The sequence below is a fragment of the Erysipelatoclostridium sp. An15 genome (genome assembly GCF_002160675.1).
Classification (GTDB): domain Bacteria; phylum Bacillota_I; class Bacilli_A; order Erysipelotrichales; family Coprobacillaceae; genus Thomasclavelia; species Thomasclavelia merdavium.
On the sequence record NZ_NFLA01000011.1, the window covers coordinates 34,502 to 52,567 of the forward strand.

16 protein-coding genes are annotated in these 18,066 nt (G+C 29.5%); 14 read left to right on the forward strand and 2 right to left on the reverse strand.

What is annotated here, in order from left to right; translation table 11 throughout:
* The first annotated feature begins 8 nt into the window (after positions 1–8).
* From B5E92_RS05495 to B5E92_RS05525, 7 genes are read left to right on the forward strand one after another with little or no spacing between them, the layout of a single operon-like run.
* Positions 9–1,901, forward strand: a complete 1,893-nt coding sequence (locus B5E92_RS05495; protein WP_087299999.1) for a V-type ATP synthase subunit I — start codon at positions 9–11, stop codon at positions 1,899–1,901.
* A 20-nt stretch (positions 1,902–1,921) separates the two neighbouring features.
* On the forward strand, positions 1,922–2,353 hold the full coding sequence (locus tag B5E92_RS05500) for an ATP synthase subunit C (RefSeq protein ID WP_087300001.1): 432 nt from the start codon (positions 1,922–1,924) through the stop codon (positions 2,351–2,353).
* Between the two features lie 19 nt (positions 2,354–2,372).
* Positions 2,373–2,681, forward strand: coding sequence for a V-type ATP synthase subunit F (locus tag B5E92_RS05505; RefSeq protein ID WP_087300003.1), 309 nt, complete (start codon positions 2,373–2,375; stop codon positions 2,679–2,681).
* Between the two features lie 12 nt (positions 2,682–2,693).
* A complete protein-coding gene (locus B5E92_RS05510) occupies positions 2,694–3,290 on the forward strand; it encodes a V-type ATP synthase subunit E (RefSeq protein ID WP_087300005.1) in 597 nt (198 codons plus the stop codon).
* 15 nt (positions 3,291–3,305) lie between these two features.
* Positions 3,306–5,057 carry a V-type ATP synthase subunit A gene (locus tag B5E92_RS05515; protein ID WP_087300007.1) on the forward strand — a complete coding sequence of 584 codons (1,752 nt, stop codon included), beginning with the start codon at positions 3,306–3,308 and terminating at the stop codon, positions 5,055–5,057.
* A gap of 13 nt (positions 5,058–5,070) precedes the next feature.
* Positions 5,071–6,513, forward strand: a complete 1,443-nt coding sequence (locus tag B5E92_RS05520; RefSeq protein WP_087300009.1) for a V-type ATP synthase subunit B — start codon at positions 5,071–5,073, stop codon at positions 6,511–6,513.
* A 2-nt stretch (positions 6,514–6,515) separates the two neighbouring features.
* Positions 6,516–7,124, forward strand: coding sequence for a V-type ATP synthase subunit D (locus tag B5E92_RS05525; protein ID WP_087300011.1), 609 nt, complete (start codon positions 6,516–6,518; stop codon positions 7,122–7,124).
* Positions 7,125–7,144: 20 nt separating this feature from the next.
* On the opposite strand, the gene brxF is transcribed toward B5E92_RS05525, so the two are convergent.
* Positions 7,145–7,573 carry a BREX-3 system P-loop-containing protein BrxF gene (gene brxF, locus B5E92_RS05530; RefSeq protein ID WP_087300013.1) on the reverse strand — a complete coding sequence of 143 codons (429 nt, stop codon included), beginning with the start codon at positions 7,571–7,573 and terminating at the stop codon, positions 7,145–7,147.
* 266 nt (positions 7,574–7,839) lie between these two features.
* On the opposite strand from brxF, the gene B5E92_RS05535 reads away from it, so the two are divergent.
* The 6 genes from B5E92_RS05535 (at position 7,840) to B5E92_RS05560 (ending at position 15,016) form a co-directional block, all read left to right on the forward strand.
* On the forward strand, positions 7,840–10,917 hold the full coding sequence (locus B5E92_RS05535) for a VCBS repeat-containing protein (RefSeq protein ID WP_087300015.1): 3,078 nt from the start codon (positions 7,840–7,842) through the stop codon (positions 10,915–10,917).
* Complete coding sequence (locus B5E92_RS05540) at positions 10,901–11,818, forward strand: ABC transporter ATP-binding protein (RefSeq protein ID WP_087300017.1); 918 nt, start codon at positions 10,901–10,903, stop codon at positions 11,816–11,818. The genes B5E92_RS05535 and B5E92_RS05540 overlap by 17 nt, the downstream gene beginning before the upstream one ends.
* Positions 11,815–12,720: an ABC transporter permease gene (locus B5E92_RS05545; protein WP_087300019.1), complete on the forward strand. Its 906-nt coding sequence runs from the start codon at positions 11,815–11,817 to the stop codon at positions 12,718–12,720. Before B5E92_RS05540 ends, B5E92_RS05545 begins: the two co-directional genes overlap by 4 nt.
* A 60-nt stretch (positions 12,721–12,780) precedes the next feature.
* A complete protein-coding gene (locus tag B5E92_RS05550; protein WP_087300021.1) occupies positions 12,781–13,665 on the forward strand; it encodes an ROK family protein in 885 nt (294 codons plus the stop codon).
* A gap of 125 nt (positions 13,666–13,790) precedes the next feature.
* Positions 13,791–14,549, forward strand: coding sequence for a type I 3-dehydroquinate dehydratase (gene aroD, locus B5E92_RS05555; RefSeq protein ID WP_087300023.1), 759 nt, complete (start codon positions 13,791–13,793; stop codon positions 14,547–14,549).
* 89 nt (positions 14,550–14,638) lie between these two features.
* Positions 14,639–15,016, forward strand: a complete 378-nt coding sequence (locus B5E92_RS05560) for a hypothetical protein (RefSeq protein WP_087300024.1) — start codon at positions 14,639–14,641, stop codon at positions 15,014–15,016.
* Between the two features lie 9 nt (positions 15,017–15,025).
* On the opposite strand, the gene asnB is transcribed toward B5E92_RS05560, so the two are convergent.
* Positions 15,026–16,846 (reverse strand): asparagine synthase (glutamine-hydrolyzing), encoded by a 1,821-nt coding sequence (gene asnB / locus B5E92_RS05565; RefSeq protein ID WP_239406406.1) that lies wholly within the window; start codon positions 16,844–16,846, stop codon positions 15,026–15,028.
* Between the two features lie 199 nt (positions 16,847–17,045).
* On the opposite strand from asnB, the gene B5E92_RS05570 reads away from it, so the two are divergent.
* Positions 17,046–18,029, forward strand: a complete 984-nt coding sequence (locus B5E92_RS05570) for a LacI family DNA-binding transcriptional regulator (protein WP_158095193.1) — start codon at positions 17,046–17,048, stop codon at positions 18,027–18,029.
* Positions 18,030–18,066 lie beyond the last annotated feature (37 nt).

Genomic DNA, 18,066 nt, shown 5'->3' on the forward strand with positions numbered 1-18,066 from the left:
GGGGTATAATGGCGATTGCTAAATTAGATCTACTCAGTATAAATTTTGAAAAGGAGCACTATAATGAGGTATTGCTAAAGCTTTTTGACCATGATGATTTTAATCCAGAGTTGGCCACAAAGTTTATTGATAGCGTTACAGGATTAAGTGTTTATAATCAAGATAATTTATATGAGGAGATCTTAGTACGATTAAATGATGCATCGAAAAAATATCAATTTGAATTAAAAGAGATACCAGTAAAAAATAATCAGATCAACGTTTTAAGAGTTAAAGAATATTTAGATGATTTGTTATTAGATGTTGAAAGAATTGATGCGGTTAGAGAACAATTAGAAAAAATGATCGTTGAAAATCAAGAGGCCGTAATTCAATTGAAACATGTAGCTGGAATAGATGTTGATTTCGATGATTTATTTAATTGTGCGTATTTAAAAATTAGATTTGGGAAGATTCCAGTAAATAATGTCGCGAAATTAGATTATTATGAATCTTTACCATTTGTTTTTAAAGATTTTGAAAATGATGGACATTATGTATGGTGTATGTATATTACAACACCAGGGGATGCTCCAGAAGTAGACAATATCTTTTCATCTTTATATTTTGAAAGAATTTATATTCCTAACTTTGTTCATGGTTCACCAGAACTAGCTATTGGTGAAATTGAAGAAGAAGCTCGCGTAGCTAAGGAACAAAGTAATAAATTACAAAAAAGAATAGCTAAACTCTTTGAAGATAATCAAGATGAATTGAATCGAATCTATACTGTTTCTAAACATCTAAATGATGTTGCTGTAATGCAAAAATATGTTGTAGTTATTGGTGATCATTTATCTGTTAATGGATTTGTACCAAGTAAGAATTCTAAGAAATTTAAAAAAGATTTTGAAGAAATTGAAAATGTTTTCGTTGATATCAAACCAGCCAATAGCGATGCGCGTTTACAACCGCCAACATTATTAAAAAATAACTGGTTTTCAAAACCGTTTAGAATGTTTGTCGAGATGTATGGAGTTCCTAAGTACAATGATGCTGATCCAACTATGTTAGTTGCCTTATCATATACATTGTTATTTGGAATTATGTTTGGTGATGTTGGACAAGGTGCAATCTTATCAATCGTTGGATTTATTGCTTATAAAAAATTTGGCTTACAATTAGGGGCAGTAGGAATGCGTTTAGGTATTTCTAGTATGATCTTTGGTATTGTATTTGGTTCGGTATTTGGTAGTGAAGAAATATTGATACCAATGTTTAATGCCATGTCTCCAGATAATACAATGACTTTATTAATTGCAGCCATCTGTTTAGGAATTATATTAATTATTATTTCAATGGCATTTAATGTATTTTTGAATTTTAAGAAAAAGAATTTAGGCGAAGCTATTTTAAGCCAAAATGGAATTTGTGGACTTGTTTTCTATATTTCTATTTTAGGCTTAGTTATTAATATGTTTTTAGGATTAGGATTTGTTAATATATTCTATGTTCTAATTTTAATTGTAGTTCCTTTACTATTAATTTTCTTAAAGGAACCATTGATTCGAAAATTTGAAGAAAATGAAGAAATGTTTCCTAATGGATTTGGAGCTTTCTTTGTAGAAGGGTTCTTTGAATTATTCGAAGTTGTTTTATCATTTATCACTAACACCATGTCATTTTTAAGGGTAGGTGGGTTCGTATTATCACATGCCGGAATGATGTTGGTTGTATATACTCTAGCTGGAATGGTTGGAGGAGTTGGTGAGTACATTGTTATCGTTATTGGTAACGTGTTCGTAATGTGTCTAGAAGGACTAATTGTCGGAATTCAAGTTTTACGTTTAGAGTTCTACGAAATGTTTAGTAGATATTATGAAGGAAACGGAATTCCATTTAGAACTATTAAAGAGGATTAAAAGTTGAGGAGGAAGTCATTATGACAGTTTTAGAATTTATTTTACCAGCATTAGTAGTTATTTTATTATCATTACCATTAATTTCAGTATTTAAAGGAAAAGTAAGTGTTAAATCAGCAAAAATTAGATTAGCTACTCACGTAGCAGGATTTGCCGGAGCTGTATGTTTAGCTTTATATTTAGCTGCTGTTACTAACGGAGTACAAGCTGCCGGAACTGAATCTATTACAGGTACAATTGCTCAAGGGTTAGGTTTCTTAGCTGCTGCTCTTGCTACTGGATTATCAGCATTAGGTGCAGGTATTGCCGTTGCTGCTGCTGCTCCAGCTGCTATAGGTGCATTCTCTGAAAATGAAAAGAACTTTGGTAAATCATTAATCTTCGTAGCCTTAGGTGAAGGGGTTGCTATTTACGGGTTATTAATTTCAATCTTAATTATTAACAATCTTTAATTGAAAGAATGTGATCATTATGCGATTTTATTGTATAAGTGATAATGTCGATACTCAAGTTGGACTTAGATTAGTAGGAATTGAAGGCGAAGTAGTCCATAAACGTCGTGAATTTTTGGAGTTATTGGAAACAAAATTAAAAGATGATTCGATTGGAATTATCTTAATTACTACTAAATTAATTGAATTAGCGCCTGATATTATTTCAGAAATCAAGTTAAAACAACAAAAACCATTGCTAGTAGAGATACCAGATCGTCATGGTGATTCAATGATTGGAGAAACGATTGACAAATATGTATCTGAAGCAATCGGGGTTAAGTTATAGAAGGGGAATGCTATGGAAAAGAAAGAACAAGTATTTCTTTATATGAAAGAAGAAATTGAAAGGTTAGCTAGCAAGGAAGAAGAAAAGATTTTAAATGAAGCTAAGGAATTAGAAGAAGAAATCTATAACCAGATTAAAGCTGAAGCTAAAAAAGATGCTGATGTTTTATTAGATAAAGAATTAGCTGAAATTTCTTCTAATGCTAGTGTTGAAGCTTCTTTATCTCAAGAAGAAAAAACTAAATTATTAGTTACTAAAAGAGATGAATATGTAGCTGATATTTTTAATCAAGCAAAAGAAAAACTAGTTGCTTTTGTAAACAGTGATGAATATCACGGATATTTAGTTGATCACATGAAATCTATTGGTACTACATATCAAATGGAAAATTCAACATTATATTTACGTCAAGAAGATGTAAAGTATCAAGCTGATTTAATTAGTGCTTATGGTATTGATTTAGATGTTAAAACAAGTGATCAAATTAAAATAGGTGGTTTTATTATTGAAAATAAAGCAAATAATGTCGTAATTGATGAATCATTAGACTTTGCTTTAGAGAATCAAAAAGACTGGTTCTATAAAACATCAGGATTAATGATTAAATAAAACAGGGGGTTAAATATGAGCAATAATGTAATTTATTCAATTAATGGACCCGTTGTCAAAGTAAAAGATACTGTATCTTTTTCAATGTTAGAAATGGTGTATGTCGGTAATGATTCATTAATGGGTGAAGTAATTTCAATCTCTAAAGAATTTACTACCATCCAGGTATATGAAACAACTACTGGTCTTAAACCTGGTGAACCAGTTGTCTCAACGGGATCACCTATCTGTGCAACGCTTGGCCCAGGTATCTTAAGAAATATTTTCGATGGAATCGAACGTCCTTTAAAAGCTCTTGAAGAACAAACAGGTGCTTTTATTCAAGCAGGAAGTAACGTTGATTCTTTAGATGTCAATAAAAAATGGGATGTAACAATGACAGTTAAAGTTGGTGACTATGTTAAAGGTGGCGATATTTATGCTACTTTACCAGAAACTGATTTAATTGTTCATAAATGTATGGTCAGTCCTTTAATTAGCGGAAAAGTAGTTGAAGTAGCTAATGATGGGCAATATACAGTTAATGACGTAGTGATGAAAATTGAAGATGATCAAGGAAAAATCATCGAATGTACATTATGTCAAAAATGGCCAATTAAACAAGCTCGTCCAACTGCTAAACGTTTACCAATTAGTATCCCATTAGTAACTGGACAACGTGTTATTGATACATTGTTCCCAATTGCTAAAGGTGGAACTGCAGCGATTCCTGGTGGTTTCGGTACAGGTAAAACAATGACTCAACACCAAATTGCAAAATGGTGTGATGCTGATATTATCGTTTATGTAGGTTGTGGAGAACGTGGTAACGAAATGACTCAAGTTCTTGAAGAATTCAGTGAATTGATTGACCCTAAAAGTGGTAAACCATTAACTGATAGAACTGTATTAATTGCCAACACTTCAAACATGCCAGTTGCTGCTCGTGAAGCTAGTATCTATACTGGAATTACTTTAGCAGAATATTATCGTGATATGGGATATCATGTTGCCATTATGGCAGATTCTACTTCTAGATGGGCTGAAGCACTTCGTGAAATTTCTGGTCGTCTTGAAGAAATGCCAGCTGAAGAAGGGTTCCCAGCATACTTACCATCTCGTTTATCTCAATTCTATGAACGAGCTGGATATATGGAAACTTTAAATGGACAAGATGGTTCAGTATCAATTATTGGTGCCGTATCACCACAAGGTGCTGACTTTTCAGAACCAGTTACTCAAAATACAAAACGATTTGTACGTTGTTTCTGGGCTTTAGATAAAGCATTAGCTTATGCTCGTCACTATTTCGCTATTAACTGGACTCAAAGCTATAGTGATTATGTTTATGATCTTGAAAAATGGTACAACAAAAACGTTAGTCCTAAATTTGTTAGTGATCGTCAAGAAATTTCATATATTTTAGCTGAAGAAGCTAAATTAAATGAAATCGTACAATTAATGGGACCTGATGTATTACCAGAAGATCAAAAATTAATTATTGAAATTGCTAAAGTAGTAAGAGTTGGTTATTTACAACAAAATGCTTTCCATAAAGATGATACTTATGTACCAATGGAAAAACAATTAAAAATGATGGAAGTCATCTTATATCTAAATAAACGTTGTAAAGAAGCTGTAAATCAAGGGAAAGTAGTTCGTCGTATTGTTGATACTGGTATTTTTGATCAAGTAATCAAGATGAAATATGATGTTCCTAATGATAACATTGCTAAATTAGACACTTATTATCATGATATTGATGAAGCAATAAATTCTGTAGCGTAGGAGGAAAATGATTATGTCACTACAATATGTAGGTTTAAATGAAATCAATGGACCATTAGTCGTTTTAGACCACGTTAAAGGTGCTTCATACGATGAAATGGTAGAAATACAAATAAATGATGGAACAACACGTTTAGGACGTGTTGTTCAAATCGAAGGTGAAAGAGTTGTAGTTCAGGTTTTTGAAGGAACTAATGGCTTATCACTTGAAAACACTAAAACCAGATTACTTGGTAAACCAATGGAATTGCCAGTTTCTAAAGAAATCTTAGGAAGAATTTTTAGTGGTGCTGGTCGTCCAATTGACGGTTTAGGAGAAATTTATGCTGAAGAACAAATGGATATTAATGGGTTGCCATTAAATCCAGTTGCTCGTGTTTATCCACGAAACTATATTAATACTGGAATTTCATCTATTGACTGTCTAGCAACATTAATTCGTGGACAAAAATTACCAATCTTCTCAGTATCTGGATTACCTCATGACCGTTTAGCGGTTCAAATCGTTAAACAAGCTAAAATCGCTGATGAATCTGGTGAAGGATTTGCAGTTGTATTTGCAGCTATGGGGGTAACTAATGACGTTGCTGAATATTTCAAACGTAGTTTTAAAGAAGCAGGCGTTATGGATCGAGTTGTAATGTTTTTAAACTTATCTAACGATCCAATCATTGAACGTACTTTAACACCACGTTGTGCATTAACAGCTGCTGAATATTTAGCATTTAAACAAGATATGCACGTATTAGTAATTTATACTGACGTTACTTCATATTGTGAAGCCGTACGTGAATTCTCATCAAGTAAAGGTGAAATTCCAGCTCGTAAAGGATACCCAGGATATCTATATTCAGACTTAGCTTCATTATATGAAAGAGCTGGTATCATTCAAGGTGCTAAGGGTTCAGTAACTCAAATTCCAATTTTAACTATGCCTAATAACGATATTACTCATCCGGTTCCGGATTTAACTGGTTATATTACTGAAGGACAAATTACATTAGATGTAGATTTAAACTCAGCAGGTATTTATCCACCAGTTGGTGTTTTACCATCACTTAGCCGTTTGATGAAAGATGGTATTGGTGAAGGGTATACAAGAGCAGATCATCAAGATATTGCTAACCAGTTATTTGCATGTTATGCCCATGTCCAGGATGTTCGTTCTTTAACATCAGTTATTGGTGAAGATGAGTTATCAGATTTAGATAAGAAATATATTACTTTTGGTAATTTATTTGAAGAACATTTTATTAATCAAGGATTTAATACTAATCGTAGCATTGAAGAAACTTTGGATCTTGGTTGGGACTTAGTTTCAGTATTACCAAGAGAAGCATTAGATCGTTTGGATAATGCTTTATTAGACCAATATTATAATCATGAAAAAGCAATGCAACGTTTTAATATCAAAGAAAAGAAAATTATTAAAGAATTACAAAGAGAAGGTGAATAATCATGGCTCTTAAAGTAGTTCCTACTAAAGGTAATCTAATTGCGATGAAAAAATCATTGCAATTAGCTAACCTAGGATATAGCTTAATGGATCAAAAAAGAAATGTTTTGATCAAAGAAATGATGTCATTATTAGATGATGTTAAAGTAATCCGTGAACAAATAACTTCTTCATATCAAGAAGCTTACGATGCTTTACAAGAAGCTAATATTTCAATGGGGTTAATTAGTGATATTGTAAATAGTATTCCTGAAGATTATGGTATTTCAATTGCTTATCGTAGTGTTATGGGAGTTGAAATTCCTAAAATTTCTTATAATAAACAACCATTGAAAATGACATATGATATTGAACGTTCTAATTCTAAAGTTGACTATGCTTATAATTGTTTTTACAAAGTAAAACAATTAACAGTATTATTAGCGGAGGTTGAAAATAGTGTTTATCGTTTAGCTAATACAATTAGAAAAACTCAAAAAAGAGCTAATGCGTTAAAAAATATTTCAATTCCTCGTTTTGAATCAACAGTAAAAGTAATTACTGAGGCCTTAGAAGAAAAAGAACGTGAAGAATTTACTCGTCAAAAAGTAATTAAAGAAATGAAAAAATAGTCGTAGAATTTCTACGACTATTATTTTTGAATAAATTTTATATTTTCATTATCTAATGGGTATTCCAAATTTGCTGGTAATTTTGAACGGATATGAATTAACTTATTATCTTCGATCATTCCATTCCAAGTAGCTACTACTATTATTTTTTCAGTTAGTTTTTTCAAAAAAGAAAGCATATCAATCTTAGAATCTTTAGCGTAAAGTACACGTTTATTATCAATTAGTAAGACATCTTTGTCATAATTCTTTAAAAAATCATTCATTACAGTTTCAATATCATCACAGCTAGTACCAAAAATCTGATCTAGATTTAAAATTGGTACACCTGTTTCATCACTGTATTCATGAATAACTTTAGATTTTCCACTACCAGGTTTACCGATGATTAAGATTAATTTACTTTCTCCGTTTTTAGCGGCTTCGATTTCTTTTTTTAATTGATCCATGGGTCCATTCCTCCTTTATCTATTTTTATCCCAAATCTATTAAATATGAATCATCTATTACTTTTATTTTAACATTATTATTCTCTTTTTAATAGCAAAATCATAATTTTAATTGTTATTTCCTGGGAAATATGTATTTTAGTGTCGATTTCTTTAGAATTATTAAGAAATATAAACTGTATCGTTTATTGTGATACAGTTAACTGAATGTTATAATATAACTGTATCAATTGAAATAATACAGTTATATTAGGAGGGAAAAGAATGTGAAAAGGATTGTTAAGATATGCTTAGTAACTTTAATTTTGTGTAATGTAAATTTTAAAGATATTAAAGCTATTACTTCAAATAGCAGTTTAGTTAGTTATAATGAAGGGAAAGTTATTAATGCAAAATGTTTGGGACAGGAAATAGTCTTGTCTGATGATTTACAGGGACTTATGGTATCTAGTGATGATAGTTTATTATTGGTTAATAGTGATTTTAAGATTGATACAGAATTTCCTGTTAAAGATTTTATGGTTATTGATGATATTGATCAAGATGGTATCAGGGATGTATTTGTATATTTAGACAGTGAAGATAATTATGATGATATAAAAATTATTAGTGCTAAATCTTCTAAAGTTGTTTATTCATCAAAACATACTTATGAGATGTTTGATGAAAAAGGTAATAAATTAATCAAGAATAGTAAAATTCGTTCAATTAATTATAGTGATGGAATTATTTATTATATTTATGATTATCATTTAGTTGCTTTTGATCCGGTTAAACAAGAAATTATTTTTGATTATGAAGATAAAGATAACTTATGGAAAATGGTAGTCTTAAAAGATCGGATAATTGCTGGTAATCAATTAGGACAGATTATTTGTTTAGATAAACATGGTGATTTACTTTATCGTAATTCCTTGGTAAATCCATATTCAATAAATATCGAGTATATAGGTAAGCAAGAGGTGAACTTAAATGTTTGGGATCTAATTGAAATAAATGGAAACATTTATGTCACTCTCGAAGATAGCAGTTTATGTCAAATAGATAAACAAACCGGTAAAATTATTAAAACAGTAGTATTAAATGAAAATATCGAAAGCGTTCTAAGTAAAAATCTTCAAGATAATTCTATGTATTCAAAATTAGCACCAACTGGTCTTAATGATTATGACTTTATGGGCTATCAGATGCAAATGATTTCGCAGGATTTACTATTAGTAAGCAGTTATTTTGGAAATATGGCTCTTAACCAAAATGGAAGTGATCGTGAAAAGCCAGGTATTTATCTAGTGGATTTAAATGATATGAGTGTTAAAGCAAAATTTGCTTTAGAAAATTATAATTTACAATCAAGTAATCTAGTAACTTGTAAATACCAGAATCAAGATGTCATTATAATTCCCGCGTCTTTAAATGATGGAAAATTAAAAGTGCTAATATATGATTTTAATGGTTCTCTTTTGGCTCAAAATGAAATTCTGGTAGGTGAAACAGGACAAGAAAATAATAATATCCAGCTAAAGAAAGTTAGTACTGGTTATTTATTGCAAGTAAATGATAGTTTTTCCTGGCTTCTTGATCAACAGTTAAAAGTCACTGGTAATGTACTAGAAAGTAAGATTGCTAATAAAATTGTAGATCTTGATGATGGTACATTAGTTACGTATAAAAAAGATGGAAAAATTACAGAAATTAGAAAGATAGCTTTGGATGAAAGTTTATTAATGAGCTTTTCAGTTAGTAGTGATTATTTAAATAATGGTTTTGAAGCTATTAATTATGTTGCTAAGCAAAATCATATTTTAGCTTTAGTCAATGAAATTAATAATGTTAATCAAGTTATAGCTAGTCATATTATTGATATTGATTTAAATAGTGGCAAAATAAGCGATAGCAAGGTTTTATTAGATAAAGGGTATCTTGATGGTAAATATTATGAAAATTATTTAAAGGGTGCTAAAATCGATTATTTTAGTGATTTAAATAATGATGGCAGCCAGGAAATATTAGTAGATGATTATCTTATCGATGGTGTAACTAAAACTTTTAAAAGTTATTATCAGCCATCATTTGAAGGGATGACCATGGCTTTAGAAACAGGTGATATTAATAATGATGGCATAACTGATTTGATAAATTTAGGGGAAACAGAAATGCGACTCTATTATTCTAAAAAAGATGGCTATAATATCAGTTATGAAAAAACTAATATTTTTAAAACATATGATAAAAAACTACTAAATAATGCTTTTGGTAAAGTACTAGGAGACATTGATGGTGATGGAATCAATGAGATTGTTATCAATGGTTACAATGATAATAAGTGCCAAAATTATCAAGTGATAAATTGTAAAGATTTAAAAATGAAATTTGCTTTGATGGAACAAGGTGTTTTGGACTATGGGGAAACTTTTAGTCTTAGTGAAAATGATTTTAATCATGATGGTAAAAAAGATATTATCTTTAATCATGGTGATTATCTTTTTGATGTAATCAGTGGTCAAGATGGTAGTGTTTTGTTTAGTTATACCAGCTTTGAAAGTAATTTGTATAGTAGTGATACACCAGTGCCATTAGATAATATTGTAGAGTTTAAGATAAATGATGATTCAAAAATTGTTGCTATTAATGATTTAAATGATGACGGGTTTAATGAATATGGTTATTTAACTTATCTCGATAGTTATGAACATGATGATTATGGCACGTTTTTAGTTATAATCGATGGTAATAGTCTTAAAGAGCTAAAAAGAATTCGATTAAGTAAAGAAGATTATACTGATAATGATTTAGTTGCGGTAAAGGGACAAAATTTAATAATCTACTTTGATGAAAATATACAACAAATATATGATTACCAGGATGAACAAGTAGTTGCTGGTGTGAAAAAGAAAATTAAGAGTGCTAAAGCATTAACAAATGGTCGGTTGTTATTAGAAACAGATGATGTAAGCTTATATAGTTTTGATTTTCAATGTGATTTTAAAATGACGGGTTTAAATAATAATGAAGTTTCTAATGGTGATTTGACAGTTAAATATGAAAGTAATAAAAATGGTATTATGTCCGTATATGATCAAGGTGAATTAGTAACGATGACTACTGAAAATACGATTAGTTTCAAAATGTTACCAGGTGATCATCAATTATTGTTTTCTTATGATGATGGTCATGGCAAAGTAACGCATTTACAAACTACAATAGTTGTTGAAAAAAGTGGAATGTCACGATATATGATCATGATATTAATGGTTGTTATTCTACTTGGCAGTGCTGGCTTAGTGATGGGTCCTAAGTATTATCTAATTAAAAAGGCAGGGATAAAAAATGGAAAAGATAATTGAAGCTAATCATATAAATAAAAAATTTGGGAAGTTCAAAGCTTTAAATGATATCAATCTAGCATTAGAAAAAGGCAAGATATATGGCATAATTGGACCAAATGGAGCTGGAAAATCAACAACCCTTTCAACGATCATGGGCTTAGTGTTGCCAAGCAGTGGTCATGGTAGTATTAAAGGACATTATTTTGGCTCGGTTGAAGCTAAAGCGATTATTGGCTATGTTCCTGAGTTTCCTAGTTTTTATAGTGATATGAGCTGTTTAGAGTATTTAGTGTATATGGGCCAACTGGCTAATTTAAGTTATGATGAATCTTTGACAAGTTCTTTAAAATGGATAAGAGAATTTGATCTACAAGAACATATGTTAAAAAAGGTAACTAAATTTTCAACTGGGATGAAAAAGAAAGTAGGTCTTATTCAAGCTTTATTGGCTAATCCGGAGATTTTATTATTAGATGAGCCAACCGCCAATCTTGATCCAACTAGCCGTTATGAAATTATTTTGACTTTAAAAAAATTAGTAAAACAAAAAGAAATGACAATATTGATTAGCTCACACGTATTAACAGAGTTGGAAACAATTATTGATCATGTAATTATGATTAATAAAGGCAGTGTGATAATTAATCAGCCTTTAGATATTGTTTTGAATCAATTTAATTTAAAACATGTATTAGTTAGTTGTAGTAATAATGAGGCTTTGATTGCTTATTTAAAAGATAATGATTTTCATTTTGCGCTAGAAGATAATGTTATAAGATTAATGGTTGAAGATAAGGTGGTTTGTAAAAAGAAAATTGTTAAATTTGTTTATGAAAATGATTATGATCTTAAATTGTTACAAGATGATCATATTTCTTTGGATAAGTTGTATCAGCGATTTATGGAGGGAAAAGAATGAAAGTATTGTTAAAGAAGACTTTTATTAAGATGTTTAAACCAGTACCAGTACTAGTTAGTGTTTTAATATCAGGTGCATTAGGTTTTGTTTTATCAAGAGTTTATCTAAATTTATTTAATCAAAATACTTCTTATTCTAATTTAGCCCTAAATATTGAAATTATGTATATTGTTTTTGGTTTTGTCTTTTTATCAGGGTTAGTTATCTGGGTTATTGTAGCTAATTATGCAACTGGTTTGTTTGCAAGTGAAATTCATGAAGGAACGATTAGACTGTTGTTATCAAAACCAATTTCTAGATTACAGTTAGTTCTAGGTAAAATATTGGGGTTATTTTTGGGAGCAATTGGTTATTTATTAATAATTTATGCTACCTTTATTTTTAGTTTTACTTTGTTTAGTCAGGTAGAAAAGGATATTTTAGAAGTAATCTTAAAAGATAGTATCATGTTTATTGGCTATGGGATTGTTTTAATATTTATTATAGGGAGTATTGGCAGTTTTTTATCTAGCTGTTTTAAAAAGAAAGCACCTGCAGTAATATTATTGGTGTTTCTAGCGATGATTGTTTTTGGAATTATTCCAATCATGCGGTTGTATATGCAAGATATTTATAATAGCTGGCACTTATATTATTTTGATATTAATTATCATCTTGCTTTAATTAGTCATCAGTTCTTTGGATTGGTGTCTAATTTAGAAGCACCATTGTCACAGTTGAATATGCTTAATTTATTTACAAACTTATTTATTAATGCAATGCCTGATTATGATTTAGGCAACTATGCGATTGATTTTTTTAATAATAGTTTAAATGGTACATTGATAATGATTGTTTATATAGCAGGTTCTTGCTTGTTGTATGGATTAACTTATAAAAATATTTTAAATAAAGATATTTAGGATTAAAGCTAAACTTTAATCCTTTTTATATGTTATGATAATGACAAGGAGGAAAATTTTATGTATTTAGTATTTGACATTGGGGGAACAGTAATAAAATATTGTTTGATGAATGATCAAGGACAAATAAGTCAACAATGGGAGTTTTCGGCTCAGGAAATTACTAGTTTAGAGATGTTTGTAGCTAGTATTAAAAAAATATATCTAGAACATAAAAATGAGGTCGCTGGAATTGCTTTTTCTTCACCAGGGGTAATTAATGCAGCTAAGGGTATTATTGAAATAATCGTTGCTCATCCTTATTTACAAGGAGTCTGTTTGACTGAAGAAATATCTAAAGCTTGTGATAATATTAAAGTTACCATAGAAAATGACGCTAAATGTGCTGGATTAGCAGAAACTTGGCTTGGTAATGGTAAAGACTATCAAGATATGGTAGTTGTTGTTTTAGGTACTGGTATTGGCGGAACGATTATTAAAAATAAACAGATTCATCATGGTCGCAATCTATTTGCTGGTGAAATTAGTACGATTATCGTTAATTATGATAAACAAAACCATAAAGCTTTGACCTGGTCAGATATTGCTTCAACGACTGCACTATGTAAGCGGGTTGCTAAGGTTTTAAATGTTGATAGTATTGATGGCTATCATGTCTTTGAATTAGCTAATAATCAAGATGAACGAGTATTATCAGTTTTAAAGGATTTCTGCTTAGATATTGCCGTGCAGTTATATAATTTGCAATATATTTATGATCCAGAAATCATTTTAATTGGTGGGGGAATCTCTAAACAACCACTGTTAATTAAAATGATCAATGAAGCAATTGATGATATTAACAAACAAACTAATCAGCTAGTTATGCCACAGGTTAATACATGTAAATTTTATAATAATGCTAATTTAATAGGGGCGTTATATCATTTTTTTCAACAAAAATAATTTGAATTTTTAAACAAAAAAAGTATCATCTTAGTGATAATAGTGTTATAGTATATAAGATGAAAAAGTTGATATTTCATCATATATATATAAGCTGGTTATATATAATTAAGGAGGATAGGTATATGAAAATTTGTAAGGTTAAAAACATTACAATTGGTGAGGGGATGCCTAAAGTATGTGTACCGGTAATTAATCGTAATCATCAAGATATTATCGCTGAGTTGATGCGATTGGAAAAGTTGGATATAGATTTAATAGAATTACGAATCGATTATTTTGCTGATTTACTAAATGATCAGGAGTTAATAAGTTTATTTAATGAAATTGCTTCATTATCACTTACAAAAGGAATAATTTTGACATATCGTAGTGAAAAAGAAGGCGGTAATGGTCAGTTAAGTATTCAAGAATATATTGAATTATATAAATTGGCTGTTAGTAGTAATGCTTTTGATATTTATGATGTTGAATTATCTAGTGGTACTAATGCAATAATTACATTAACGTCTTTAATTCATCAAGCTGGTAAAAAAGTTTTGATGTCGATGCATGATTTTAAACGTACCCCAAGTATTGATACAATGATGGAAAAATTTAAATTGATGGATTCATCAGAAGCTGATATTTTTAAAATTGCGGTTATGCCAGAAGATTATAAAGAAGTTTTAGCTTTAATGGAAACATCATTAAGAGCAAAAGAAATTTATGATCGTCCTATTGTAACAATATCAATGTCGAATATGGGTCTAGCAACAAGACTATTAGGTGAACAATTTGGTTCAGCTATTACTTTTGGTAAAGCTGATAATGGTTCAGCTCCAGGTCAAATTGATGTTGATTCATTAAAACAGGTCTTAAAAATTATTCATGAAAATATTTAGTTCTTACTTATTTATTAGTAAGAACTTTTTTCTTGTCATTTCCAGGCAATTTTTTAATCATTTCGACATATAATGTATCAGGTGATAAAATGATTATAAAACAAGAAGAATTAGAAAAGATTTGCTTAAATTTGTATCCGTATTTTTTTGATTATAAAGATATCACGCTTCATGATATCAATATTAAAATTGATGATTATTTACATGTAAAAGCTAATTTAAATTATTATAATATTGAAACCAAAATAAAAGCAATTGCAAGAGTTGTTGTAAAAGATCAGATAATTATTAATTTTGATGGAATAGTAAAGTATGGTTTTATTAATTTAGATTTAAAGAAAGTATTAACCGAATTAATCAAAGATAATCCTTATTTACAAATAGAACCTGATTGCATTAAAATTGCAAATGATTATATTAAAGAAATTACTCTAGAAGATGGGTTAGTAAAAATAGAACTAAAATAATCGTAAAGATTATTCTAGTTCTATTTTAATTTGATAAATCCGACCCCATAAATAAATCTGATAGAAATACGCTAATAACTGTGGTCCGGTCATTAATTGACCAAACCATGGATATTTAAACGATTGACCTCCAGTATTGATTAAATTAATCAGTTTATCATAATTGAAAAAGCGTAATAAAATATTTTCTTTATCATTGAGAGACTCTTTTAATAATTCAACAATTAAATCTCGATAAATAGGAGAATGGGTTTTAGGGTACGGATTCTTTTTACGATTGTAGATATCTTCAGGTAGAAAGTCTTTAAAAGCATCACGAAGTAATCCTTTTTCGGTATTATTATGATACATATATTCCCATGGAACATTGTAAAGATAAGAGACAATATCTTTATTGGCAAAAGGAACCCTTAGTTCAATTGAACTATGCATCGTTTGACTATCAGAACGGGTTAATAACGTTTGCATAAACCATTCCATATTTAAATAGATCATTTTTCTTTTATTAGCATCTTTGAAATTATAATCATGATAATCAATTTCATTTAAAGTCTGGTGGTATTTATCTAGAACATAATTTTTAATATTTAAAGCTTGAATATCATCATTGAATAATTCCATTCGTTTATCAAAATCACGCATCCATGGAAAACCTTCAATATTGATTAATTCTTCACGATAAAACCAAGGATAACCACCAAAAATTTCATCAGCACATTCACCCGATAAAACTACTTTATGATGATTAGAAATCTCTTTAGAAAATAATAAGAAACTTGAATCAACATCGGCCATACCAGGAGCGTCACGGGCAATCATTGCAGTTTTTAAAGCCATTACTAGATTCTTTTGTGATAAAGTTACAGTTCGATGATTGGTTTTGTACATAGTTTTTATTTCATTAATAAAATGTTCATCACGGGTTGTTTGATATTCATAAGGCTGGAAATACTTATCTTGATCTTGATAGTCAACGCTATAAGTCGCTAGATTGGAAATGTATTGGCTAGCAACACCGGTAATGATTGAAGAATCTAGACCACCAGAGAGCATGCAGGAGATAGGAACATCGCTTAATAACTGTTTACGAATACTATGATTTACGAGCGAACGAACATCATAAACTGTTTCTTCATAACTACGATTATGATTATGACGTTCTAAGGCCCAATAACGGTCAATATCATTATAACCATTAAAGACAGTCATATAATGACCAGGACGTAAACTGTAGATATCTTTATAAATAGTATTGCCTGGAGAAACACTTGGTCCTAAACCTAATAGCTCTCTAACCCCGTTTTTATCAACAACACATTGTTTTAAATACATCAATATACATTTTATTTCGCTGCTAAATATATATAAATCATCATGATGATAGTAATATAGCGGTTTAACTCCTAGTTGATCACGAGCAATAAAAAGTTTATTTTGATAACTGATGACAAAAGAAAAGATCCCATCCAATAAATTTAAACAGCGTGCTCCATAAGCGATATAGCTAAGTAGTAATACTTCAGTATCGCTTTGACTATGAAAATGGAAACCATCATTAAGCAGTTGTTCTTTTAACTGGTTCATATTATAAATTTCACCATTATAGATAATGGTATATTCAACATTATTAAAAGTGTATTTAAATGGCTGCTTACCACCGTTTAAATCAATTATTGATAAACGACAATGGCCTAGTAAAACATGTTTATTATTAACAACATTAAAATCATCAGGACCACGATATCTTAATAATTCAAGCATTTTAGTAAATTGTGGTACTTCACTAGTTAGATCCTGGTTATAATTATACATACATAAAAATCCACACATATTTTCACCCCATATCATTGTATGATGAATTTTTTTATTTATGTTGAAAACTATGTTCAAACACTTATTAGTTAATAAAAATACTTTTTTGTAATAATAAAATTATTAAATAAGCTAAAAGAAAATAGCGGGATAATAACTTTTATGATATTATATAAAAGAAAATAGGTTGGTTTATAAATAGAAAGCAGGTGAGATGATGAAAATCAAAGCAGCACAAATTGCCCGTGACCTGGGATTATCAAAAGCGACAGTTTCATTAGCGTTAAATGATAAACCAGGTGTAAGTGAAGAAACGAAAAAAATGATTTTTCAATATATAGATCGAATGGAAAAAGGTATTGATATTGTTGAAAATAATATAATCAAAATAGTTAACTATTCCAAAAAGGAAAATATTTATGGTGGTGAAGTTGATCTTTGGAGCGAAGTTTTAAGTGAATTTAACAAAGAAGCGAAAAAAGATGGTTATTCCCTTGGTATTGATTATATTAATGATGATATCGATGAAATTAATAAATTGATCATGGAGTGTAATCAAGGTCATGTTGTAGGTGCAATTGTTTTTGCAAACGATCTTGATGAAGATATTTTTAAATTGTTTAAACAAATTAAAAAACCATTGATTATTTATGATAATGATTTTGATGATGATAATTATAGTTATGTAATGATTGATAATTATCAAGGAATGGAAAAGATAATTAAATTAATTGTCGAAAAAGGTTTTAATGAGGTTTGTTATTTAGCCAATAGTCATGATAATTATAATTTTAGGAAAAGAAGAATGGCATTTACTGATTTAATTAGTAAGTATAATCTAACAGGTAGAATTTTTATAACGGGTAATGATGTTGAAAGCGTATATGAAGCGATGAAAACAGAATTGGTTGATAAATCTTTTCCTAAAGTTTTAATTAGTGAAAATTATCAGGTTTCAATTGGGACAATTAAGGCGATTCAAGAAATGAATTTGAGTTTTAAAGATGATATTAATTTAATTGGAATTGATGAAATTCCCGACTATTTTTGTTATGGGCATCATCTAACAGCGTTAAAAATTATACATGGTAAAAGAGCAGGGGTAGCTTTATCATTATTGAAAAAAGAAATTGAGGATCATGATGTTGAAAAGTTTAAAATTTATTCAACTTGTCGTCTTATTGAAGGGGATACTATATAGTGATATTGATTAAATATCACTATTTTTTTATTTTTTT

Bases quoted from the DNA above. Each gene is read 5' to 3' on its own strand.
- B5E92_RS05515 (WP_087300007.1), top strand. From the start codon at position 3,306: ATGAGCAATAATGTAATTTATTCAATTAATGGACCCGTTGTCAAAGTA.
- B5E92_RS05560 (WP_087300024.1), top strand. From the start codon at position 14,639: ATGATTATAAAACAAGAAGAATTAGAAAAGATTTGCTTAAATTTGTAT.
- B5E92_RS05495 (WP_087299999.1), top strand. From the start codon at position 9: ATGGCGATTGCTAAATTAGATCTACTCAGTATAAATTTTGAAAAGGAG.
- B5E92_RS05500 (WP_087300001.1), top strand. From the start codon at position 1,922: ATGACAGTTTTAGAATTTATTTTACCAGCATTAGTAGTTATTTTATTA.
- B5E92_RS05505 (WP_087300003.1), top strand. From the start codon at position 2,373: ATGCGATTTTATTGTATAAGTGATAATGTCGATACTCAAGTTGGACTT.
- brxF (WP_087300013.1), bottom strand. From the start codon at position 7,573: ATGGATCAATTAAAAAAAGAAATCGAAGCCGCTAAAAACGGAGAAAGT.
- B5E92_RS05550 (WP_087300021.1), top strand. From the start codon at position 12,781: ATGTATTTAGTATTTGACATTGGGGGAACAGTAATAAAATATTGTTTG.
- asnB (WP_239406406.1), bottom strand. From the start codon at position 16,846: ATGTGTGGATTTTTATGTATGTATAATTATAACCAGGATCTAACTAGT.
- B5E92_RS05570 (WP_158095193.1), top strand. From the start codon at position 17,046: ATGAAAATCAAAGCAGCACAAATTGCCCGTGACCTGGGATTATCAAAA.
- B5E92_RS05540 (WP_087300017.1), top strand. From the start codon at position 10,901: ATGGAAAAGATAATTGAAGCTAATCATATAAATAAAAAATTTGGGAAG.
- B5E92_RS05510 (WP_087300005.1), top strand. From the start codon at position 2,694: ATGGAAAAGAAAGAACAAGTATTTCTTTATATGAAAGAAGAAATTGAA.
- B5E92_RS05520 (WP_087300009.1), top strand. From the start codon at position 5,071: ATGTCACTACAATATGTAGGTTTAAATGAAATCAATGGACCATTAGTC.
- B5E92_RS05525 (WP_087300011.1), top strand. From the start codon at position 6,516: ATGGCTCTTAAAGTAGTTCCTACTAAAGGTAATCTAATTGCGATGAAA.
- B5E92_RS05545 (WP_087300019.1), top strand. From the start codon at position 11,815: ATGAAAGTATTGTTAAAGAAGACTTTTATTAAGATGTTTAAACCAGTA.
- aroD (WP_087300023.1), top strand. From the start codon at position 13,791: ATGAAAATTTGTAAGGTTAAAAACATTACAATTGGTGAGGGGATGCCT.